Source organism: Streptomyces triticisoli (assembly GCF_003270085.1).
GTDB lineage: Bacteria > Actinomycetota > Actinomycetes > Streptomycetales > Streptomycetaceae > Streptomyces > Streptomyces triticisoli.
Map to the genome: position 1 here is coordinate 1 of NZ_QFDQ01000292.1, position 17,764 is coordinate 17,764.

Below are 17,764 nucleotides of genomic sequence, written 5' to 3' on the forward strand. Positions count from 1 at the left end.
GGTGGCCGGAACCGTGAAGTTCCGGCCACCCCGGCGGCACGTTTCTGCTCAGACCCGCGTCTACTGAGAACCGCGGAGCGGTCAGCTCTCTTCCTGGGACGCCACCGCGCGGCGCGCGTCCGCGTCCAGCACGCCCCAGCTGATCAGCTGCTCGGTGAGGACCGAGGGCGACTGGTCGTAGATGACGGCGAGGGTGCGCAGGTCGTCCTGGCGGATCGAGAGCACCTTGCCGTTGTAGTCACCGCGCTGCGACTGGATCGTCGCCGCGTACCGCTGCAGCGGGCCCGCCTTCTCGGCCGGCACCGTGGCCAGCCGCTCCAGGTCCAGGACCAGCTTCGGCGGGGGCTCGGCGGCGCCGCCCGGGGTGGTGCCCGGCAGCAGCTCCTGCACGGGGACTCCGTAGAAATCCGCCAGTTCGGCGAGGCGCTGCACGGTCACGGCACGGTCGCCGCGCTCGTACGAACCGACCACGACCGCCTTCCAGCGTCCCTGGCTCTTCTCCTCGACACCGTGGAGGGAAAGGCCCTGCTGGGTGCGGATCGCCCGGAGCTTGGCCCCGAGCTGTTTGGCGTATTCGCTGGACATATGGCTCCCCGGACACTGTGTCGACGCGACTGGCTTGGTTTCCCGCCGCGCGGCTGGTAACTCACTGTGAGGTTACGCAGCGTTACTCTTGCGCGTCAAGCCGAATGGTCCACACCGCCGCTCCCGTACTAGCGACAGCGGATTGCTCCAGGGGGGTGACCAGGGCAGTCTCCGGCGCCTGCTACCGTGGACGACGCAATTCCGACGTCCTTTAAGGTCCGTCCCGTGAGGCGGAGAAGGAGGTCCGTTTCGTATGGACACGCACGCGAACGCGCATGCGTCCGATGCTCGGCCCGTTCTCGAGGGTCCCGACATCGCACGGGTGCTGACCCGCATCGCCCACGAGATCGTCGAGCGCGCCAAGGGCGCCGACGACGTGGTGCTCCTCGGCATTCCGACCCGGGGTGTCTTCCTCGCCCAGCGGCTCGCCGCCAAGCTCGAGCAGATCACCGAGCGCGAGATCCCCTGCGGCTCGCTCGACATCACCATGTACCGCGACGACCTGCGCCTGCAGCCCCCGCGCGCGCTGGCCCGCACCGAGATCCCCGGGGACGGCATCGACGGCCGTCTGGTCGTCCTCGTCGACGACGTGCTCTTCTCCGGCCGCACCATCCGCGCCGCCCTCGACGCCCTGAACGACATCGGCCGCCCGCGCGCGGTGCAGCTCGCCGTCCTGGTCGACCGCGGCCATCGCGAACTGCCCATCCGCGCCGACTACGTCGGCAAGAACCTCCCCACGTCGCTGCGGGAGACGGTCAAGGTCCTGGTCACCGAGGAGGATGGCCGCGACACCGTGCTGCTCGGCACTAAACCGGCCGCCCCGGGCGAGCGGCAGCCGTAACCACGCGCGCGTACGCGACGCCGTACGCCCCGCGCGCGTGCCCTCGCGTCCGCCACCTGCCCAGCTGTGCCTCCCGGGCTGTGACACAAGCGGCTGCCGCCGCGGGCCCCAGTCCCCGCTTCCTGAATGAACTTCCTTACGGAGCCTGACAGATGCAGCGTCATCTCATCTCGGCCGCCGACCTCTCCCGCGACGACGCCGTCCTGATCCTCGACACCGCCGAGGAGATGGCCCGGGTCGCCGACCGGCCGATCAAGAAGCTGCCGACCCTGCGCGGCCGCACCGTCGTCAACCTCTTCTTCGAGGACTCCACCCGCACCCGGATCTCGTTCGAGGCCGCCGAGAAGCGGCTGTCCGCGGACGTCATCAACTTCACCGCCAAGGGTTCGTCGGTGTCCAAGGGCGAGTCCCTGAAGGACACCGCCCAGACCCTGGCGGCGATGGGCGTCGACGCCGTCGTCATCCGGCACGGCGCCTCCGGAGCCCCGTACCGGCTGGCCAACTCCGGCTGGATCGACGCCACCGTCATCAACGCCGGCGACGGAACCCACCAGCACCCCACCCAGGCCCTGCTCGACGCCTTCACCATGCGCCGCCGGCTGGTCGGCCGGGACGCGGGCCTCGGCCAGGACCTGTCCGGCAGGCGCATCACCGTCGTCGGTGACGTGCTGCACAGCCGGGTCGCCCGCTCCAACGTCGACCTGCTGCACACCCTCGGCGCCGAGGTCACCCTGGTCGCCCCGCCCACCCTGCTGCCCGTCGGCGTCGAGTCCTGGCCCTGCGAGGTGTCCTACGACCTCGACGCCACGCTGCCCAAGTCCGACGCGGTGATGATGCTGCGCGTCCAGCGCGAGCGCATGCACGCCGCCTTCTTCCCCACCGAGCGCGAGTACTCCCGGCGCTACGGCCTCGACAGCGACCGCATGGCCAGGATGCCCGAGCACGCCATCGTGATGCACCCCGGCCCGATGGTCCGCGGCATGGAGATCACCGCCGCGGTCGCCGACTCCGAGCGCTGCACGGCCGTCGAGCAGGTCGCCAACGGCGTCTCCATCCGCATGGCCGTGCTGTACCTGCTGCTCGGCGGCAGCGAAACCGCCCTCACCCAAGCCCGCACCACCGAGGAGAAATAACAGACATGAGCAAGATCCTGATCCGTGGTGCGAAGGTACTCGGCGGCGAACCCCAGGACGTGCTGATCGACGGCGAGACGATCGCAGAGGTGGGCGCGGACCTCAGTGCGGAAGGCGCCGAGGTCGTCGAGGCCGCCGGCAAGGTGCTCCTGCCGGGCCTGGTCGACCTGCACACCCACCTGCGCGAGCCGGGTCGCGAGGACTCCGAGACCGTGCTCACCGGCACCCGCGCCGCCGCCTCCGGCGGCTACACCGCCGTGTTCGCCATGGCCAACACCTTCCCCGTCGCCGACACCGCCGGCGTCGTCGAGCAGGTCTGGCGGCTCGGCAAGGAACACGGCTACTGCGACGTGCGGCCCGTCGGCGCCGTCACCGTCGGCCTGGAGGGCAAGAAGCTCGCCGAACTCGGCGCCATGCACGAGTCGGCCGCCGGGGTGACCGTCTTCTCCGACGACGGCAAGTGCGTCGACGACGCGGTGATCATGCGCCGGGCGCTGGAGTACGTGAAGGCCTTCGGCGGCGTCGTCGCCCAGCACGCCCAGGAGCCGCGGCTGACCGAGGGCGCCCAGATGAACGAGGGTGTCGTCTCCGCCGAACTGGGGCTCGGGGGCTGGCCGGCCGTCGCCGAGGAGTCGATCATCGCCCGCGACGTGCTGCTCGCCGACCACGTCGGCTCCCGCGTGCACATCTGCCACCTGTCGACCGCCGGGAGCGTCGAGATCGTCCGCTGGGCCAAGTCCCGCGGCATCCAGGTCACCGCCGAGGTCACCCCGCACCACCTGCTGCTGACCGACGAGCTGGTGCGCACCTACAACCCGGTCTACAAGGTGAACCCGCCGCTGCGCACCGAGCGCGACGTGCACGCCCTGCGCGAGGCACTCGCCGACGGCACGATCGACATCGTCGCCACCGACCACGCCCCCCACCCGCACGAGGACAAGGACTGCGAGTGGGCCGCCGCGGCCATGGGCATGGTCGGCCTGGAGACCGCGTTGTCAGTGGTCCAGGAGACCATGGTCGACACGGGCCTGCTGGACTGGGCCGGCGTCGCCGACCGCATGTCCTTCGAGCCCGCCCGGATCGGACGGGCCACCGGCCACGGCCGTCCCGTCTCGGCAGGTGAGCCCGCGAACCTCACCCTGGTCGACACCGCATACCGTGGGCAGGTGGACCCCGCGGGCTTCGCCTCGCGCAGCCGCAACACCCCGTACGAGGGACGTGAGCTGCCGGGCCGTGTCACCCACACGTGGCTCCGGGGCAAGGCCACGCTCGTCGACGGGAAGCTCACGTGACACCTGCAACACTGCTCGCAGCCGGGCTCGCCACCGGCCTCGCCGCCGAGGAGAAGTCGGCCGAGGTCACCAACTGGGCCGCCCGCATCGGCTGGCTGGTCGGCCTCGCCCTGTTCGTCGCCCTCGTCTACTGGCTGATGCGCGAGGGCTGGAAGTGGCGCGGCACCCTCCAGGGCGACCTGCCCGAGCTGCCCTCCGCACCACAGGACCCCGGTGAGCCGCGACTGGCCCACCCGTCGCCCACCACCACCCTCAACGGAGGCGGCGAGCCGCCGCTGCTCACACTCAGCGGCCGCTACCACGGCTCCACCACCGCCGGGCAGTGGCTGGACCGCATCGTGGCCCGGGGCCTGGGCACCCGCAGCCGGGCCGAGCTGACCCTGACGGACGCCGGCCTGGACGTCGTACGCCCTGGAGCCACCGACTTCTTCGTGCCGGCCGCACAGCTGCGCGGAGCCCGGCTCGACAAGGGCATCGCCGGCAAGGTCCTCACCGAGGGCGGACTGCTGATCGTGACCTGGGCACACGGCGAACGGCTGATCGACTCCGGGTTCCGCTCCGACCGGGCGGCCGAGCACCCCGCGTGGGTCGAAGCCCTGAACTCCCTGACCGCAAAGCACAGCACGGAAGGCGCCGAACGATGACCACCTCCAGTCAGGAGACCGCCTCGCAGAGGCACAAGGCGGCTCCCGCCGTACTCGTCCTGGAGGACGGCCGGGTCTTCCGCGGCCGTGCCTACGGGGCCGTGGGGGAGACGTTCGGCGAGGCCGTGTTCTCCACCGGCATGACCGGCTACCAGGAGACCCTCACCGACCCGTCCTACCACCGCCAGGTCGTCGTCATGACCACCCCGCACGTCGGCAACACCGGTGTCAACGACGAGGACCGCGAGTCGCCACGGATCTGGGTCTCCGGCTACGTGGTGCGCGACCCCGCGCGCCGGCCGTCCAACTGGCGCGCCAAGCGCAGCCTGGACGAGGAGCTGGCCGCCCAGGGCGTCGTCGGCATCAGCGGCATCGACACCCGTGCCCTGACCCGCCACCTGCGCGAGCAGGGCGCCATGCGCGTCGGCATCTTCAGCGGTGAGGCGATCCAGGACGAGGCCGCGCTGCTGGCCCGGGTCCTCCAGGCGCCCCGGATGGAGGGCGCCGACCTGTCCGCGGAGGTCGCCACCCGGGAGGCGTACGTCGTCCCGGCCGTCGGCGAGAAGAAGTTCACCGTCGCCGCGATCGACCTGGGCATCAAGGGCACGACCCCGCACCGGATGGCCGAGCGCGGCCTCGAGGTGCACGTGCTGCCGTCCACGGCCACGCTGGAGGACGTGTACGCGGTCGAGCCCGACGGGGTGTTCTTCTCCAACGGGCCCGGCGACCCGGCCACCGCCGACCACCCCGTCTCCGTGATGCGGGGCGTCCTGGAGCGCGGCACACCGCTGTTCGGCATCTGCTTCGGCAACCAGATCCTCGGCCGCGCGCTCGGCTTCGGCACCTACAAGCTGAAGTACGGCCACCGCGGCATCAACCAGCCGGTGCAGGACCGTACGACCGGCAAGGTCGAGGTCACCTCGCACAACCACGGCTTCGCCGTGGACGCCCCCACCGACCGGGTCTCCGACACGCCCTTCGGCCGTGTCGAGGTCTCCCACGTCTGCCTCAATGACAACGTGGTGGAGGGTCTGCGGCTGCTCGACAAGCCGGCCTTCAGCGTCCAGTACCACCCCGAAGCGGCCGCGGGACCCCACGACGCCGCCTACCTGTTCGACCGCTTCGTCTCCCTGATGGAGGGCCAGCGTGCCTAAGCGCACCGATATCCAGTCCGTCCTGGTCATCGGCTCCGGCCCGATCGTCATCGGGCAGGCCGCCGAGTTCGACTACTCCGGCACCCAGGCGTGCCGCGTCCTGAAGGCCGAGGGCCTGAGGGTGATCCTCGTCAACTCCAACCCGGCGACGATCATGACCGACCCGGAGATCGCCGACGCCACCTACGTCGAGCCGATCACCCCGGAGTTCGTCGAGAAGATCATCGCCAAGGAGCGCCCCGACGCCCTGCTGCCCACCCTGGGCGGCCAGACGGCCCTCAACACCGCCATCTCGCTGCACGACAACGGCGTGCTGGCCAAGTACGGTGTCGAGCTGATCGGCGCCCGCGTCGAAGCCATCCACAAGGGCGAGGACCGCGACCAGTTCAAGGAGGTCGTGGAGGCCGTCCGGCAGAGGATCGGGCACGGCGAGTCCGCCCGCTCGGTGATCTGCCACACCATGGACGAGGTCCTGGCCGGCGTCGACGAGCTCGGCGGCTACCCGGTCGTCGTCCGGCCCTCCTTCACCATGGGCGGCGCCGGCTCCGGCTTCGCCCACGACGAGGACGAACTGCGCCGCATCGCCGGCACCGGCCTCGCGCTCTCCCCGACCACCGAGGTCCTCCTGGAGGAGTCCATCCTCGGCTGGAAGGAGTACGAGCTGGAGCTGATGCGCGACAAGCACGACAACGTCGTGGTCGTCTGCTCCATCGAGAACTTCGACCCGATGGGCGTGCACACCGGCGACTCCATCACCGTGGCCCCGGCGATGACCCTCACCGACCGCGAGTACCAGATCCTGCGCGACATCGGCATCGCCGTGATCCGCGAGGTCGGCGTCGACACCGGCGGCTGCAACATCCAGTTCGCGGTCAACCCCGAGGACGGCCGGGTCATCGTCATCGAGATGAACCCGCGGGTGTCGCGTTCGTCGGCCCTGGCGTCCAAGGCGACCGGCTTCCCCATCGCCAAGATCGCCGCCAAGCTCGCCGTCGGCTACACCCTCGACGAGATCCCGAACGACATCACGCAGGAGACTCCGGCCTCCTTCGAGCCGGCCCTGGACTACGTGGTCGTCAAGGCGCCCCGGTTCGCCTTCGAGAAGTTCCCGAGCGCCGACTCCACGCTGACCACCACCATGAAGTCGGTCGGCGAGGCCATGGCCATCGGCCGCAACTTCACCGAGGCCTTCCAGAAGGCCCTGCGCTCGCTGGAGAAGAAGGGCAGCCAGTTCACGTTCGTCGGCGAGCCCGGCGACAAGCACGAGCTGCTGCAGGCGGCCGTCCGCCCGACCGACGGCCGGATCAACGCGGTCATGCAGGCCATCCGCGCGGGCGCCACGCCGCAGGAGGTCTTCGACGTCACCAGGATCGACCCCTGGTTCGTCGACCAGCTGTTCCTGATCAAGGAGGTCGCCGACGAGCTCGCCGAGGCGCCCGAACTCACCGCCGAAGTGCTCGCCGACGCCAAGCGGCACGGCTTCTCCGACCAGCAGATCGGCGAGATCCGCGGCCTGCGCGAGGACGTCGTCCGCGAGGTGCGGCACGCGCTCGGCATCCGCCCGGTCTACAAGACGGTCGACACCTGCGCCGCCGAGTTCGCCGCGAAGACGCCGTACTTCTACTCCTCCTACGACGAGGAGACCGAGGTCGCCCCGCGTGAGAAGCCCGCGGTGATCATCCTGGGCTCCGGCCCCAACCGCATCGGCCAGGGCATCGAGTTCGACTACTCCTGCGTGCACGCCTCCTTCGCGCTGTCCGACGCCGGGTACGAGACCGTGATGGTCAACTGCAACCCGGAGACCGTCTCCACCGACTACGACACCTCCGACCGGCTGTACTTCGAGCCGCTCACCCTGGAGGACGTGCTGGAGATCGTCCACGCGGAGCGGCAGGCCGGCCCGATCGCCGGTGTCGTCGTCCAGCTGGGCGGACAGACCCCGCTGGGCCTGGCCCAGGCCCTGAAGGACAACGGCGTGCCGATCGTCGGCACCCCCCCGGAGGCCATCCACGCCGCCGAGGACCGGGGCGCCTTCGGCCAGGTGCTGGCCGAGGCGGGCCTGCCCGCTCCCAAGCACGGCACCGCCACCACCTTCGCCCAGGCCAAGGCCATCGCCGACGAGATCGGCTACCCGGTCCTGGTCCGCCCGTCGTACGTCCTCGGCGGACGCGGCATGGAGATCGTCTACGACGAGACGCGGCTGGAGGCGTACATCGCCGAGTCGACCGAGATCAGCCCCTCCCGGCCGGTGCTCGTCGACCGGTTCCTGGACGACGCCATAGAGATCGACGTCGACGCCCTCTACGACGGCGAGGAGCTGTACCTCGGCGGCGTCATGGAGCACATCGAGGAGGCCGGCATCCACTCCGGCGACTCGGCGTGCGCGCTGCCCCCGATCACGCTCGGCGGGCACGACATCAAGCGGCTGCGGGCCTCCACCGAGGCCATCGCGCGAGGTGTCGGGGTGCGCGGCCTGATCAACATCCAGTTCGCGATGTCCGGTGACATCCTCTACGTCCTGGAGGCCAACCCGCGCGCCTCCCGTACGGTGCCCTTCACCTCCAAGGCGACCGCCGTGCCGCTGGCCAAGGCCGCCGCCCGGATCTCGCTGGGCGCGACCGTCGCCGAGCTGCGCGAGGAGGGCCTGCTGCCGAGGACCGGCGACGGCGGCACGCTGCCGCTGGACGCACCGATCTCCGTCAAGGAGGCCGTGCTGCCCTGGAGCCGCTTCCGGGACACCTCCGGGCGCGGCGTCGACACCGTGCTCGGCCCGGAGATGCGCTCCACCGGCGAGGTCATGGGCATCGACTCCGTCTTCGGCACGGCGTACGCCAAGTCGCAGGCGGGGGCGTACGGCCCGCTGCCGACCAAGGGCCGCGCCTTCATCTCGGTCGCCAACCGGGACAAGCGGTCGATGATCTTCCCGGCCCGTGAGCTGGTCGCCCACGGCTTCGAACTGCTCGCCACCTCCGGCACCGCCGAGGTGCTCAAGCGCAACGGCATCCACGCCACCGTGGTGCGCAAGCAGTCCGACGGACCCGGCCCCAACGGCGAGAAGACCATCGTCCAGCTCATCCACGACGGCGAGGTCGACCTCATCGTCAACACCCCCTACGGCACCGGTGGCCGCCTCGACGGCTACGAGATCCGCACCGCGGCCGTGGCCCGCTCCCTGCCCTGCCTGACCACGGTCCAGGCCCTGGCCGCGGCGGTCCAGGGGATCGATGCCCTCCACCACGGAGAGGTGGGCGTCCGCTCCCTGCAGGAACACGCCGGCTTTCTGACCGCGACACGCGACTAGCAGCCCCGAGGGGGACACCGGAAACGGTGTCCCCCTCTTCATGAGGATCACGTCCTCACGGGGACCACTTCACGAGGACCGAGAGAACTCAGTCATGTACAAGATTTTCTTCCGGCTGGTCTTCCAGCGGATGGATCCCGAGCAGGCGCACCACCTGGCCTTCCGCTGGATCCGGCTCGCCGTCCGCATCCCGGTGCTGCGCACCTTCCTCGCGGCCGTGCTCGCCCCCCGCTACAAGGAGCTGCGCACCGAGGCCCTCGGGCTGCGGATGCACGGCCCGTTCGGGCTCGCCGCCGGTTTCGACAAGAACGCCGTCGCGATCGACGGGATGTCGATGCTGGGCTTCGACCACGTGGAGATCGGCACGGTGACGGGGGAGCCGCAGCCCGGCAACCCGAAGAAGCGGCTGTTCCGGCTGGTCGCCGACCGTGCGCTCATCAACCGCATGGGATTCAACAACGAGGGTTCGCTCGCCGTCGCCGCGCGTCTGGCCTCGCGCACGCCCGTGTTCAGGACCGTCGTGGGCGTCAACATCGGCAAGACCAAGGTCGTCCCGGAGGAGGAGGCCGTCGGCGACTACGTCAAGTCCACCGAGCGGCTGGCCCCGTACGCCGACTACCTGGTCGTCAACGTCTCCTCGCCGAACACCCCCGGCCTGCGCGACCTGCAGGCCACCGAGGCGCTGCGCCCGCTGCTGAGCGCCGTGCGCGAGGCCGCCGACCGGGCCGTTCCGGGACGCCGGGTGCCGCTGCTGGTGAAGATCGCGCCGGACCTCGCCGACGAGGACGTCGACGCCGTCGCCGACCTGGCCGTGGAGCTCGGCCTGGACGGGATCATCGCCACCAACACCACCATCGCGCGCGAGGGACTCGGTCTGACCTCCGCGCCCTCGCTGGTGAAGGAGGCCGGCGGGCTCTCCGGCGCGCCGCTGAAGGCTCGCTCCCTCCAGGTGCTGCGCCGCCTCTACGCGCGCGTGGGCGACCGCGTGACGCTGGTCGGCGTGGGCGGCATCGAGAACGCCGAGGACGCCTGGCAGCGCATCCTGGCCGGCGCCACGCTGGTCCAGGGCTACAGCGCCTTCGTCTACCAGGGACCCTTCTGGGGCCGGGCCCTCCACAAGGGGCTCGCCGCGCGCCTGCGCACCAGCCCGTACGCCACCCTCGCCGACGCGGTCGGCGCCGATGTGAAGAAGGCAGGAACGACAGCATGAGCCCGACGGAGCCCTTCGGCGCGCGCCTGCGCCACGCCATGGACGAGCGCGGCCCGCTGTGCGTGGGCATCGACCCGCACGCGTCCCTGCTCGCCGAGTGGGGCCTGAAGGACGACGTGGCCTCCCTGGAGCGGTTCAGCCGCACGGTGGTGGAGGCGGTCGCCGACCGGGTCGCCGCCCTGAAGCCGCAGAGCGCCTTCTTCGAGCGCTTCGGCTCGCGCGGCGTCGCCGTCCTGGAGAGGACGGTTGAGGAGGCGCGGGCGGCGGGTGCTCTGGTGATCATGGACGCCAAGCGCGGGGACATCGGCTCGACCATGGCCGCCTACGCCGAGTCGTTCCTGCACAAGGACGCGCCGCTGTTCTCGGACGCGCTGACCGTCTCGCCCTACCTAGGCTACGGCTCGCTGAAGCCCGCGGTCGACCTGGCGCGGGAGAACGGCGCGGGCCTGTTCGTGCTGGCGCTGACCTCCAACCCGGAGGGCGCGGAGGTCCAGCACGCCGTACGGCCCGACGGCCGCACCGTGGGCGCGACCGTGCTCGCGCACCTCGCCGAGGAGAACGCCGGGCAGACCCCGCTGGGCTCCTTCGGAGCGGTGGTGGGCGCCACGCTCGGTGACCTGTCATCGTACGACCTTCGGATCAACGGTCCGCTCCTCGCCCCCGGCATCGGCGCCCAGGGAGCGACACCGGCCGATCTTGCCCGGGTCTTCGGGGCCGCGGTGCGCAATGTGGTCCCGAACGTCAGCCGGGGTGTTCTGCGTCACGGTCCCGACGTGGTGGCGCTGCGTGACGCCACGGAACGTTTCGTGGAGGAGATCCAGGTCGCGGTGGCCGCGGGCTGAGGACCGGGTGGACGGTCGAGGGGAGTACTCACGTCTGGATGCGCCCTCGAATCCGGGGCAGTATGTTCTAAATGTCCGTCCTGACGGAGGCTGACCAGGACTTTTCCGCTGTTCTCGCTGACTCAGGCGCCCTCGACCGCTAGTCTCCGTCGAGTGGGGGCACCTCCCACGCCCTCAAGGCAGTGGGGGAGAGCGGGCAAGCGTGTTGCTCGTGGCTCCCCAGGTGTGGGGCGACTAGGTTCCTCACCGGTCCGTATCCGACAGTTCGACATCCGAGGTGACGTAGGCGTGGCTCTTCCGCCCCTTACCCCTGAACAGCGCGCAGCCGCGCTCGAAAAGGCCGCCGCGGCTCGCCGGGAGCGGGCCGAGGTCAAGAATCGACTCAAGCACTCCGGCGCCTCCCTGCACGAGGTCATCAAGCAGGGCCAGGAAAACGACGTCATCGGCAAGATGAAGGTGTCCGCCCTGCTCGAGTCGCTGCCGGGCGTGGGCAAGGTCCGCGCCAAGCAGATCATGGAGCGACTCGGCATCTCCGAGAGCCGCCGGGTGCGCGGCCTCGGCTCCAACCAGATTGCTTCTTTGGAGCGTGAGTTCGGCAGCACAGGCTCCTGACCCGGGCCCGGCGGGAGTCCAGTCCCGGGCACTCCGGGATTGCTGGAATAATCGCCGCATGGCTGTAACACCCCGGGGGACACCCCCCGTACCCCCGGACGCACGTCCGCGGCTGACCGTGCTCTCCGGCCCCTCGGGGGTCGGCAAGAGCACGGTCGTCGCTCATATGCGCAAGGAGCACCCCGAGGTCTGGCTGTCGGTGTCCGCGACGACCCGCAAGCCCCGCCCCGGTGAACAGCACGGCGTCCACTACTTCTTCGTCACCGACGACGAGATGGACAAGCTGATCGCCAACGGTGAGCTGCTGGAGTGGGCCGAGTTCGCGGGCAACCGCTACGGCACGCCGCGCGCCCCCGTACTGGAGCACCTGGAGGCCGGTGTGCCGGTCCTGCTGGAGATCGACCTCCAGGGCGCCCGGCAGGTCCGCGAGTCCATGCCCGAGGGCCGGCTGGTGTTCCTGGCACCTCCCTCCTGGGAGGAGCTCGTACGCCGGCTCACCGGGCGGGGGACCGAGCCGCCCGAGGTGATCGAGCGCCGGCTGCGGGCGGCGAAGGTCGAGCTCGCGGCCGAGCCGGAGTTCGACGAGACCCTGGTCAACACCTCCGTCGAGGACGTGGCGCGCGAGCTGCTAGCCTTGATGGACGTTGTGTGATCGTGACTGGGGACTGGATCGTGGCAGTGACAGTGACAGCCACCGTGACGGTCGCACCGACTGATTCTTTCCCATCCATCGGAAGGTAGAGCGTGTCCTCTTCCATCTCCGCGCCCGAGGGCATCATCAACCCGCCGATCGACGAGCTCCTCGAGGCCACCGACTCGAAGTACAGCCTCGTGATCTACGCGGCCAAGCGGGCCCGCCAGATCAACGCGTACTACTCGCAGCTCGGCGAGGGCCTCCTCGAGTACGTCGGTCCGCTCGTCGACACCCACGTCCACGAGAAGCCGCTCTCCATCGCCCTGCGGGAGATCAACGCGGGCCTGCTGACCTCCGAGGCCGTCGAGGGTCCGGGGCAGTAAGTCCTGCGGTACGTCGTATCTGCAGACCGCAGTAGGTTTTTCCACAGGCCCGGCAGCACGATTGCCGGGCCTGTGGTCTGCTCGGGGGTGCGGGGGCGTCCCCCGCGTTGATGCAGCATGGGGTCGTAGGTTTCCGAGCCGGGGAGAGACGGTGGACAAGCCGAAGGTCGTTCTGGGAGTCAGTGGCGGCATCGCCGCGTACAAGGCGTGCGAGCTGCTGCGCAGGCTGACCGAGTCGGGGCACGACGTGCGCGTCGTCCCCACGGCCTCCGCACTGCACTTCGTCGGCGCGGCGACCTGGTCCGCCCTGTCCGGCAACCCCGTCTCCGCCGAGGTCTGGGACGACGTGCACGAGGTCCCGCACGTGCGCATCGGTCAGCAGGCCGACCTGGTCGTCGTGGCCCCGGCCACGGCGGACATGCTGGCCAAGGCCGCCCACGGCCTCGCCGACGACCTTCTGACCAACACCCTGCTCACCGCCCGCTGCCCGGTGGTCTTCGCCCCCGCCATGCACACGGAGATGTGGGAGCATCCGGCCACTCAGGAGAACGTGGCCACGCTGCGCCGCCGCGGCGCGGTCGTCGTCGAACCGGCGGTCGGCCGGCTGACCGGCGTCGACACCGGCAAGGGCCGGCTGCCCGACCCGGTGGAGATCTTCGAGGTCTGCCGCCGGGTCCTCGCCCGGGGCGCGAGCGAGCCCGACCTCGCCGGCCGGCACGTCGTCGTCAGCGCCGGCGGCACCCGCGAGCCCCTCGACCCCGTCCGCTTCCTCGGCAACCGCTCCTCCGGCAAGCAGGGCTACGCCCTCGCGCGCACCGCGGCGGCCCGGGGCGCCCGGGTCACGCTGGTCGCCGCGAACACCCACCTGCCGGACCCGGCGGGCGTGGATCTCGTCCGGGTCGGTACGGCCGTGCAGCTGCGGGAGGCCGTGCTGAAGGCGGCCGCGGACGCCGACGCGGTGGTCATGGCCGCCGCCGTCGCCGACTTCCGCCCCACGAGCTACGCGGCCGGCAAGATCAAGAAGAAGGACGGCCAGGAGCCCGAGCCCATCGCCCTGGTGCGCAATCCGGACGTCCTCGCGGAGATATCGGCCGACCGGGCGCGGCCCGGACAGGTGATCGTGGGCTTCGCCGCCGAGACCGACGACGTCCTCGCCAACGGTCGCAGGAAGCTCGCGCGCAAGGGCTGCGACCTGCTGGTGGTCAACGAGGTGGGGGAGCGCAAGACCTTCGGCGCGGAGGAGAGCGAGGCCGTGGTGCTGGCCGCCGACGGCGGCGAAACCCCTGTGCCGTACGGCCCGAAGGAGGCCCTGGCCGAGACGGTGTGGGACCTGGTGGCCGCCCGGCTGGGCTGAGCGCCGCCCCTGTTCCCGCCCCGCTCGCGCGTCGTGCTCTGCCGCGTAGCGGCTCTGGTCAAGTTCGCCGGACATTGGGCAGAATGCCCGTGCCACAGGCCGCAGCGCTCCCGAGAGGCGAGACGGGTGGGGCGGTGGCCGAGCGCGACCGATAAACTGTTCGCGGACGACGCCGGGCGCAGCCCCCGTGTCGTCCACCAATGATCAGCCAGCAGCCGCTGCAAACCCAGGGAGCGTTGTGTCCCGTCGCCTGTTCACCTCGGAGTCCGTGACCGAGGGTCACCCCGACAAGATCGCTGACCAGATCAGCGACTCCGTTCTCGACGCGCTGCTGCGCGAGGACCCGACCTCCCGGGTCGCCGTGGAGACACTGATCACCACCGGCCTGGTGCACGTGGCCGGCGAGGTCACGACCAAGGCCTACGCGGACATCGCGACCCTGGTCCGCAGCAAGATCCTGGAGATCGGCTACGACTCCTCCAAGAAGGGCTTCGACGGCGCCTCCTGCGGGGTGTCGGTGTCGATCGGCGCGCAGTCCCCGGACATCGCGCAGGGCGTCGACACCGCCTACGAGTCCCGGGTCGAGGGTGATGAGGACGAGCTGGACCGGCAGGGCGCGGGCGACCAGGGCCTGATGTTCGGCTACGCCTCCGACGAGACGCCGACGCTGATGCCGCTGCCGATCTTCCTGGCGCACCGGCTGTCCAAGCGGCTGTCGGACGTGCGCAAGAACGGCACGATCCCCTACCTGCGCCCCGACGGCAAGACGCAGGTCACCATCGAGTACGACGGCGACAAGGCGGTCCGCCTGGACACGGTGGTCGTCTCCTCGCAGCACGCTTCCGACATCGACCTGGACTCGCTGCTGGCGCCCGACATCCGCGAGTTCGTCGTGGAGCCGGAGCTGAAGGCGCTGCTGGAGGACGGCATCAAGCTGGAGACCGAGGGCTACCGCCTGCTGGTCAACCCCACCGGCCGGTTCGAGATCGGCGGGCCGATGGGTGACGCCGGCCTGACCGGCCGGAAGATCATCATCGACACCTACGGCGGCATGGCCCGCCACGGCGGCGGCGCGTTCTCCGGCAAGGACCCCTCCAAGGTGGACCGCTCGGCGGCGTACGCGATGCGCTGGGTCGCCAAGAACGTGGTGGCGGCCGGCCTGGCCTCGCGCTGCGAGGTGCAGGTGGCGTACGCGATCGGCAAGGCCGAGCCGGTGGGCCTGTTCGTGGAGACCTTCGGCACGCACAAGGTGGAGCCGGAGAAGATCGAGAAGGCGATCGACGAGGTCTTCGACCTGCGTCCGGCCGCCATCATCCGCGAGCTCGACCTGCTCCGCCCGATCTACGCCCAGACGGCCGCCTACGGCCACTTCGGCCGCGAGCTGCCCGACTTCACCTGGGAGCGCACCGACCGCGTGGACGCGCTGCGCGAGGCGGCGGGGCTGTAGGGCCCGGCCCGATCCGAGGATCGAGCGAGGCCCGGACTCCCGTGGAGTCCGGGCCTCGGCGCATGCCGGTGCGGCTCAGGGACGCGGGCGGCCGTCGGTTGTCAGTCCCGTTTGGTAGGAATGCAAGGGTGAGCAGCGAGAGCGGTACGGGACACGGCGGGGCCGCGGGGGCGCCGCCGGAGCAGCTCGCGCTCATCCGGGAGAGTGTGCGCAAGGCCAAGGAGCCCCGGGCCAAGCCGCGGACCTGGCGGGGGGCCGCGCTCGCCGGGGAGCTGCCCGTGGCGCGGGTGCTGGTCGACAAGGGCGTGCTGCACCTCGACCGGTACTTCGACTACGCCGTGCCGGCCGAGCTGGACGCCGACGCGCAGCCAGGGGTGCGGGTGCGGGTGCGGTTCGGGGCCGGACGGCACCGGGTGCGGGAGGGGCGGCGCGAGGGCGGCGGCCTCGTCGACGGGTACCTGATCGAGCGCCGGGCCGAGTCGGACTACTCCGGGCCGCTGGCCGCGCTCGCCCAGGTCGTGTCGCCCGAGCCCGTGCTCGGCGAGGAACTGCTGGGCCTCGCGCGGGCCGTCGCCGACCGGTACGCGGGCAGTGTCGCCGATGTCCTGCAGCTCGCCGTGCCGCCGCGCAGCGCGCGGGCCGAGCAGCGGCCCTCGCCCGCACCGCTGCCGCCTCCGTCCGCGCCCGAGGCGGGCTCCTGGGCCCGGTACGAGCGGGGGCCGGCTTTCCTGGAGGCGCTGGCCGGGGGCGGCTCGCCGCGCGCCGTGTGGAACACGCTCCCGGGGCCCGAGTGGAACGAGGAGCTGGCCCGCGCGGTCGCCGCCGCGCTGTCCTCGGGACGGGGTGCGCTCGTCGTCGTACCGGACGGAAGGGCCGCCGCCCGGGTGGACGCAGCGCTGACCGCCCTCCTGGGCGAGGGACGGCACGCGCTGCTCACCGCCGACGCGGGCCCCGAGAAGAGGTACCAGCAGTGGCTCGCGGTGCGCAGGGGCTCCGTGCGGGCCGTGGTGGGGACGCGGGCGGCCATGTTCGCGCCGGTGCGTGACCTCGGGTTGGTGGCGCTCTGGGACGACGGGGACGACAGCCACAGCGAGCAGCACGCGCCGCAGCCGCACACCCGCGAGGTGCTGCTGTTGCGCGCCGCACAGGACAAGTGCGGTTTTCTGCTGGGTGGTTGGAGCTGCACGGTGGAGGCGGCGCAGCTCGTCGAGAGCGGCTGGGCCCGGCCCCTTGTCGCCGCGCGGCAGCAGATACGGGGGACGGCTCCGCTCGTGCGCACCGTGAGCGACGGCGATCTCGCGCGCGACGAGGCCGCCCGGGCCGCGCGGCTGCCGTCGCTCGCCTGGCAGGCGGCCAGGGAGGGGCTGCGGCACGGGCCCGTCCTGGTGCAGGTGCCCCGCCGGGGCTATGTGCCGCGGATGGCCTGCGCGCGGTGCCGGGAGCCCGCGCGCTGCCGGCACTGCGCCGGGCCCCTGCAGGCGCAGGACACCGGGGCGCTGCGGTGCGGGTGGTGCGGGTGCGAGGAAGCCGCCTGGCACTGCCCGGAGTGCGGCGCGTTCCGGTTGCGTGCCCAGGTCGTCGGGGCCCGGCGGACCGCCGAGGAGCTGGGGCGGGCCTTCCCCGCCGTGCCGGTGCGGACCTCGGGGCGCGAGCACGTGCTGGACACGGTGCCGGGCACGCCCGCGCTCGTGGTGAGCACACCGGGCGCGGAGCCGGTCGCCGAGGGCGGGTACGCGGCCGCGCTGTTGCTGGACGGCTGGGCCATGCTCTCCCGGCCCGACCTGCGGGCGGGCGAGGACGCGCTACGGCGCTGGATCGCGGCCGCGGCGCTGGTGCGGCCGCAGGAGGCGGGCGGCACCGTGGTCGTCGTCGCCGAGCCGACACTGCGGCCCGTGCAGGCCCTGGTGCGGTGGGACCCCGTGGGCCATGCGGTACGGGAGCTGGCCGAACGCGCGGAGCTGGGTTTCCCGCCGGTGTCCCGCATGGCGGCCGTGTCCGGCCCGGAGGAGGCGGTGACCGACTTCCTCCCCACTGCCGAACTCCCGCGCGAGGCCGAGGTGCTGGGCCCTGTCCCGCTCCCGGTCACGCCCCCCGGCCGCCCCCGCCGTTCGGGCGCGCCCCCGCCCGGCGAACACTGGGTCCGCGCCCTGATCCGCGTCCCACCCGGCAGTGGAGCCGCCCTCGCCGCCGCCCTGAAGTCCGCCCAGGCGGCCCGGACGGCCAGGGGAGGCGGCGAGACGGTCTGGGTGCGCATCGACCCACCGGACATCGGCTGACGGACACCCACCGCGCTCCCCTGGCCGGGCCGGTTCCGGCGGCGGAACCGGCCCGG

At 71.7% G+C, this 17,764-nt stretch carries 15 protein-coding genes; 14 read left to right on the top strand and 1 reads right to left on the bottom strand.

Going from position 1 to position 17,764, the window contains the following annotated elements; translation table 11 throughout:
* Positions 1 to 81: 81 nt before the first annotated feature.
* Positions 82 to 585: a transcriptional regulator BldD gene (bldD, locus tag DEP02_RS32495; protein ID WP_112471259.1), complete on the bottom strand. Its 504-nt coding sequence runs from the start codon at positions 583 to 585 to the stop codon at positions 82 to 84.
* Between the two features lie 253 nt (positions 586 to 838).
* Here bldD and pyrR point away from each other — a divergent pair, with 253 nt between their 5' ends.
* The 14 genes from pyrR (at position 839) to DEP02_RS32565 (ending at position 17,708) form a co-directional block, all read left to right on the top strand.
* Positions 839 to 1,426, top strand: coding sequence for a bifunctional pyr operon transcriptional regulator/uracil phosphoribosyltransferase PyrR (gene pyrR / locus DEP02_RS32500; RefSeq protein WP_112471260.1), 588 nt, complete (start codon positions 839 to 841; stop codon positions 1,424 to 1,426).
* A gap of 152 nt (positions 1,427 to 1,578) precedes the next feature.
* Positions 1,579 to 2,559, top strand: coding sequence for an aspartate carbamoyltransferase catalytic subunit (locus DEP02_RS32505; protein WP_112471261.1), 981 nt, complete (start codon positions 1,579 to 1,581; stop codon positions 2,557 to 2,559).
* Between the two features lie 5 nt (positions 2,560 to 2,564).
* Positions 2,565 to 3,851 (top strand): dihydroorotase, encoded by a 1,287-nt coding sequence (locus DEP02_RS32510; RefSeq protein ID WP_112471262.1) that lies wholly within the window; start codon positions 2,565 to 2,567, stop codon positions 3,849 to 3,851.
* Positions 3,848 to 4,495, top strand: a complete 648-nt coding sequence (locus DEP02_RS32515) for a PH-like domain-containing protein (RefSeq protein WP_112471263.1) — start codon at positions 3,848 to 3,850, stop codon at positions 4,493 to 4,495. Before DEP02_RS32510 ends, DEP02_RS32515 begins: the two co-directional genes overlap by 4 nt.
* Positions 4,492 to 5,649, top strand: coding sequence for a glutamine-hydrolyzing carbamoyl-phosphate synthase small subunit (gene carA / locus DEP02_RS32520; protein ID WP_112471264.1), 1,158 nt, complete (start codon positions 4,492 to 4,494; stop codon positions 5,647 to 5,649). Before DEP02_RS32515 ends, carA begins: the two co-directional genes overlap by 4 nt.
* Positions 5,642 to 8,950: a carbamoyl-phosphate synthase large subunit gene (gene carB, locus DEP02_RS32525; RefSeq protein WP_112471265.1), complete on the top strand. Its 3,309-nt coding sequence runs from the start codon at positions 5,642 to 5,644 to the stop codon at positions 8,948 to 8,950. The genes carA and carB overlap by 8 nt, the downstream gene beginning before the upstream one ends.
* 94 nt (positions 8,951 to 9,044) lie before the next feature.
* A complete protein-coding gene (locus DEP02_RS32530) occupies positions 9,045 to 10,160 on the top strand; it encodes a quinone-dependent dihydroorotate dehydrogenase (protein ID WP_112471266.1) in 1,116 nt (371 codons plus the stop codon).
* Positions 10,157 to 11,002 (top strand): orotidine-5'-phosphate decarboxylase, encoded by an 846-nt coding sequence (gene pyrF, locus DEP02_RS32535; RefSeq protein WP_112471267.1) that lies wholly within the window; start codon positions 10,157 to 10,159, stop codon positions 11,000 to 11,002. The genes DEP02_RS32530 and pyrF overlap by 4 nt, the downstream gene beginning before the upstream one ends.
* Positions 11,003 to 11,290: 288 nt before the next feature.
* Positions 11,291 to 11,614: an integration host factor gene (locus DEP02_RS32540; protein WP_003977346.1), complete on the top strand. Its 324-nt coding sequence runs from the start codon at positions 11,291 to 11,293 to the stop codon at positions 11,612 to 11,614.
* 58 nt (positions 11,615 to 11,672) lie between these two features.
* The gene (gene gmk / locus DEP02_RS32545) at positions 11,673 to 12,266 is read left to right on the top strand and encodes a guanylate kinase (RefSeq protein WP_112471268.1); all 594 of its coding nucleotides are present in this window, start codon (positions 11,673 to 11,675) and stop codon (positions 12,264 to 12,266) included.
* Between the two features lie 92 nt (positions 12,267 to 12,358).
* Entirely contained in the window at positions 12,359 to 12,631 is a 273-nt protein-coding gene (gene rpoZ, locus DEP02_RS32550; protein WP_004933985.1) for a DNA-directed RNA polymerase subunit omega, read from the top strand.
* A 151-nt stretch (positions 12,632 to 12,782) separates the two neighbouring features.
* A complete protein-coding gene (coaBC, locus tag DEP02_RS32555) occupies positions 12,783 to 13,985 on the top strand; it encodes a bifunctional phosphopantothenoylcysteine decarboxylase/phosphopantothenate--cysteine ligase CoaBC (protein ID WP_198668701.1) in 1,203 nt (400 codons plus the stop codon).
* A 238-nt stretch (positions 13,986 to 14,223) separates the two neighbouring features.
* Positions 14,224 to 15,432, top strand: coding sequence for a methionine adenosyltransferase (gene metK / locus DEP02_RS32560; protein ID WP_112471269.1), 1,209 nt, complete (start codon positions 14,224 to 14,226; stop codon positions 15,430 to 15,432).
* A gap of 128 nt (positions 15,433 to 15,560) precedes the next feature.
* Positions 15,561 to 17,708, top strand: a complete 2,148-nt coding sequence (locus DEP02_RS32565) for a primosomal protein N' (protein WP_112471270.1) — start codon at positions 15,561 to 15,563, stop codon at positions 17,706 to 17,708.
* Positions 17,709 to 17,764: the final 56 nt, after the last annotated feature.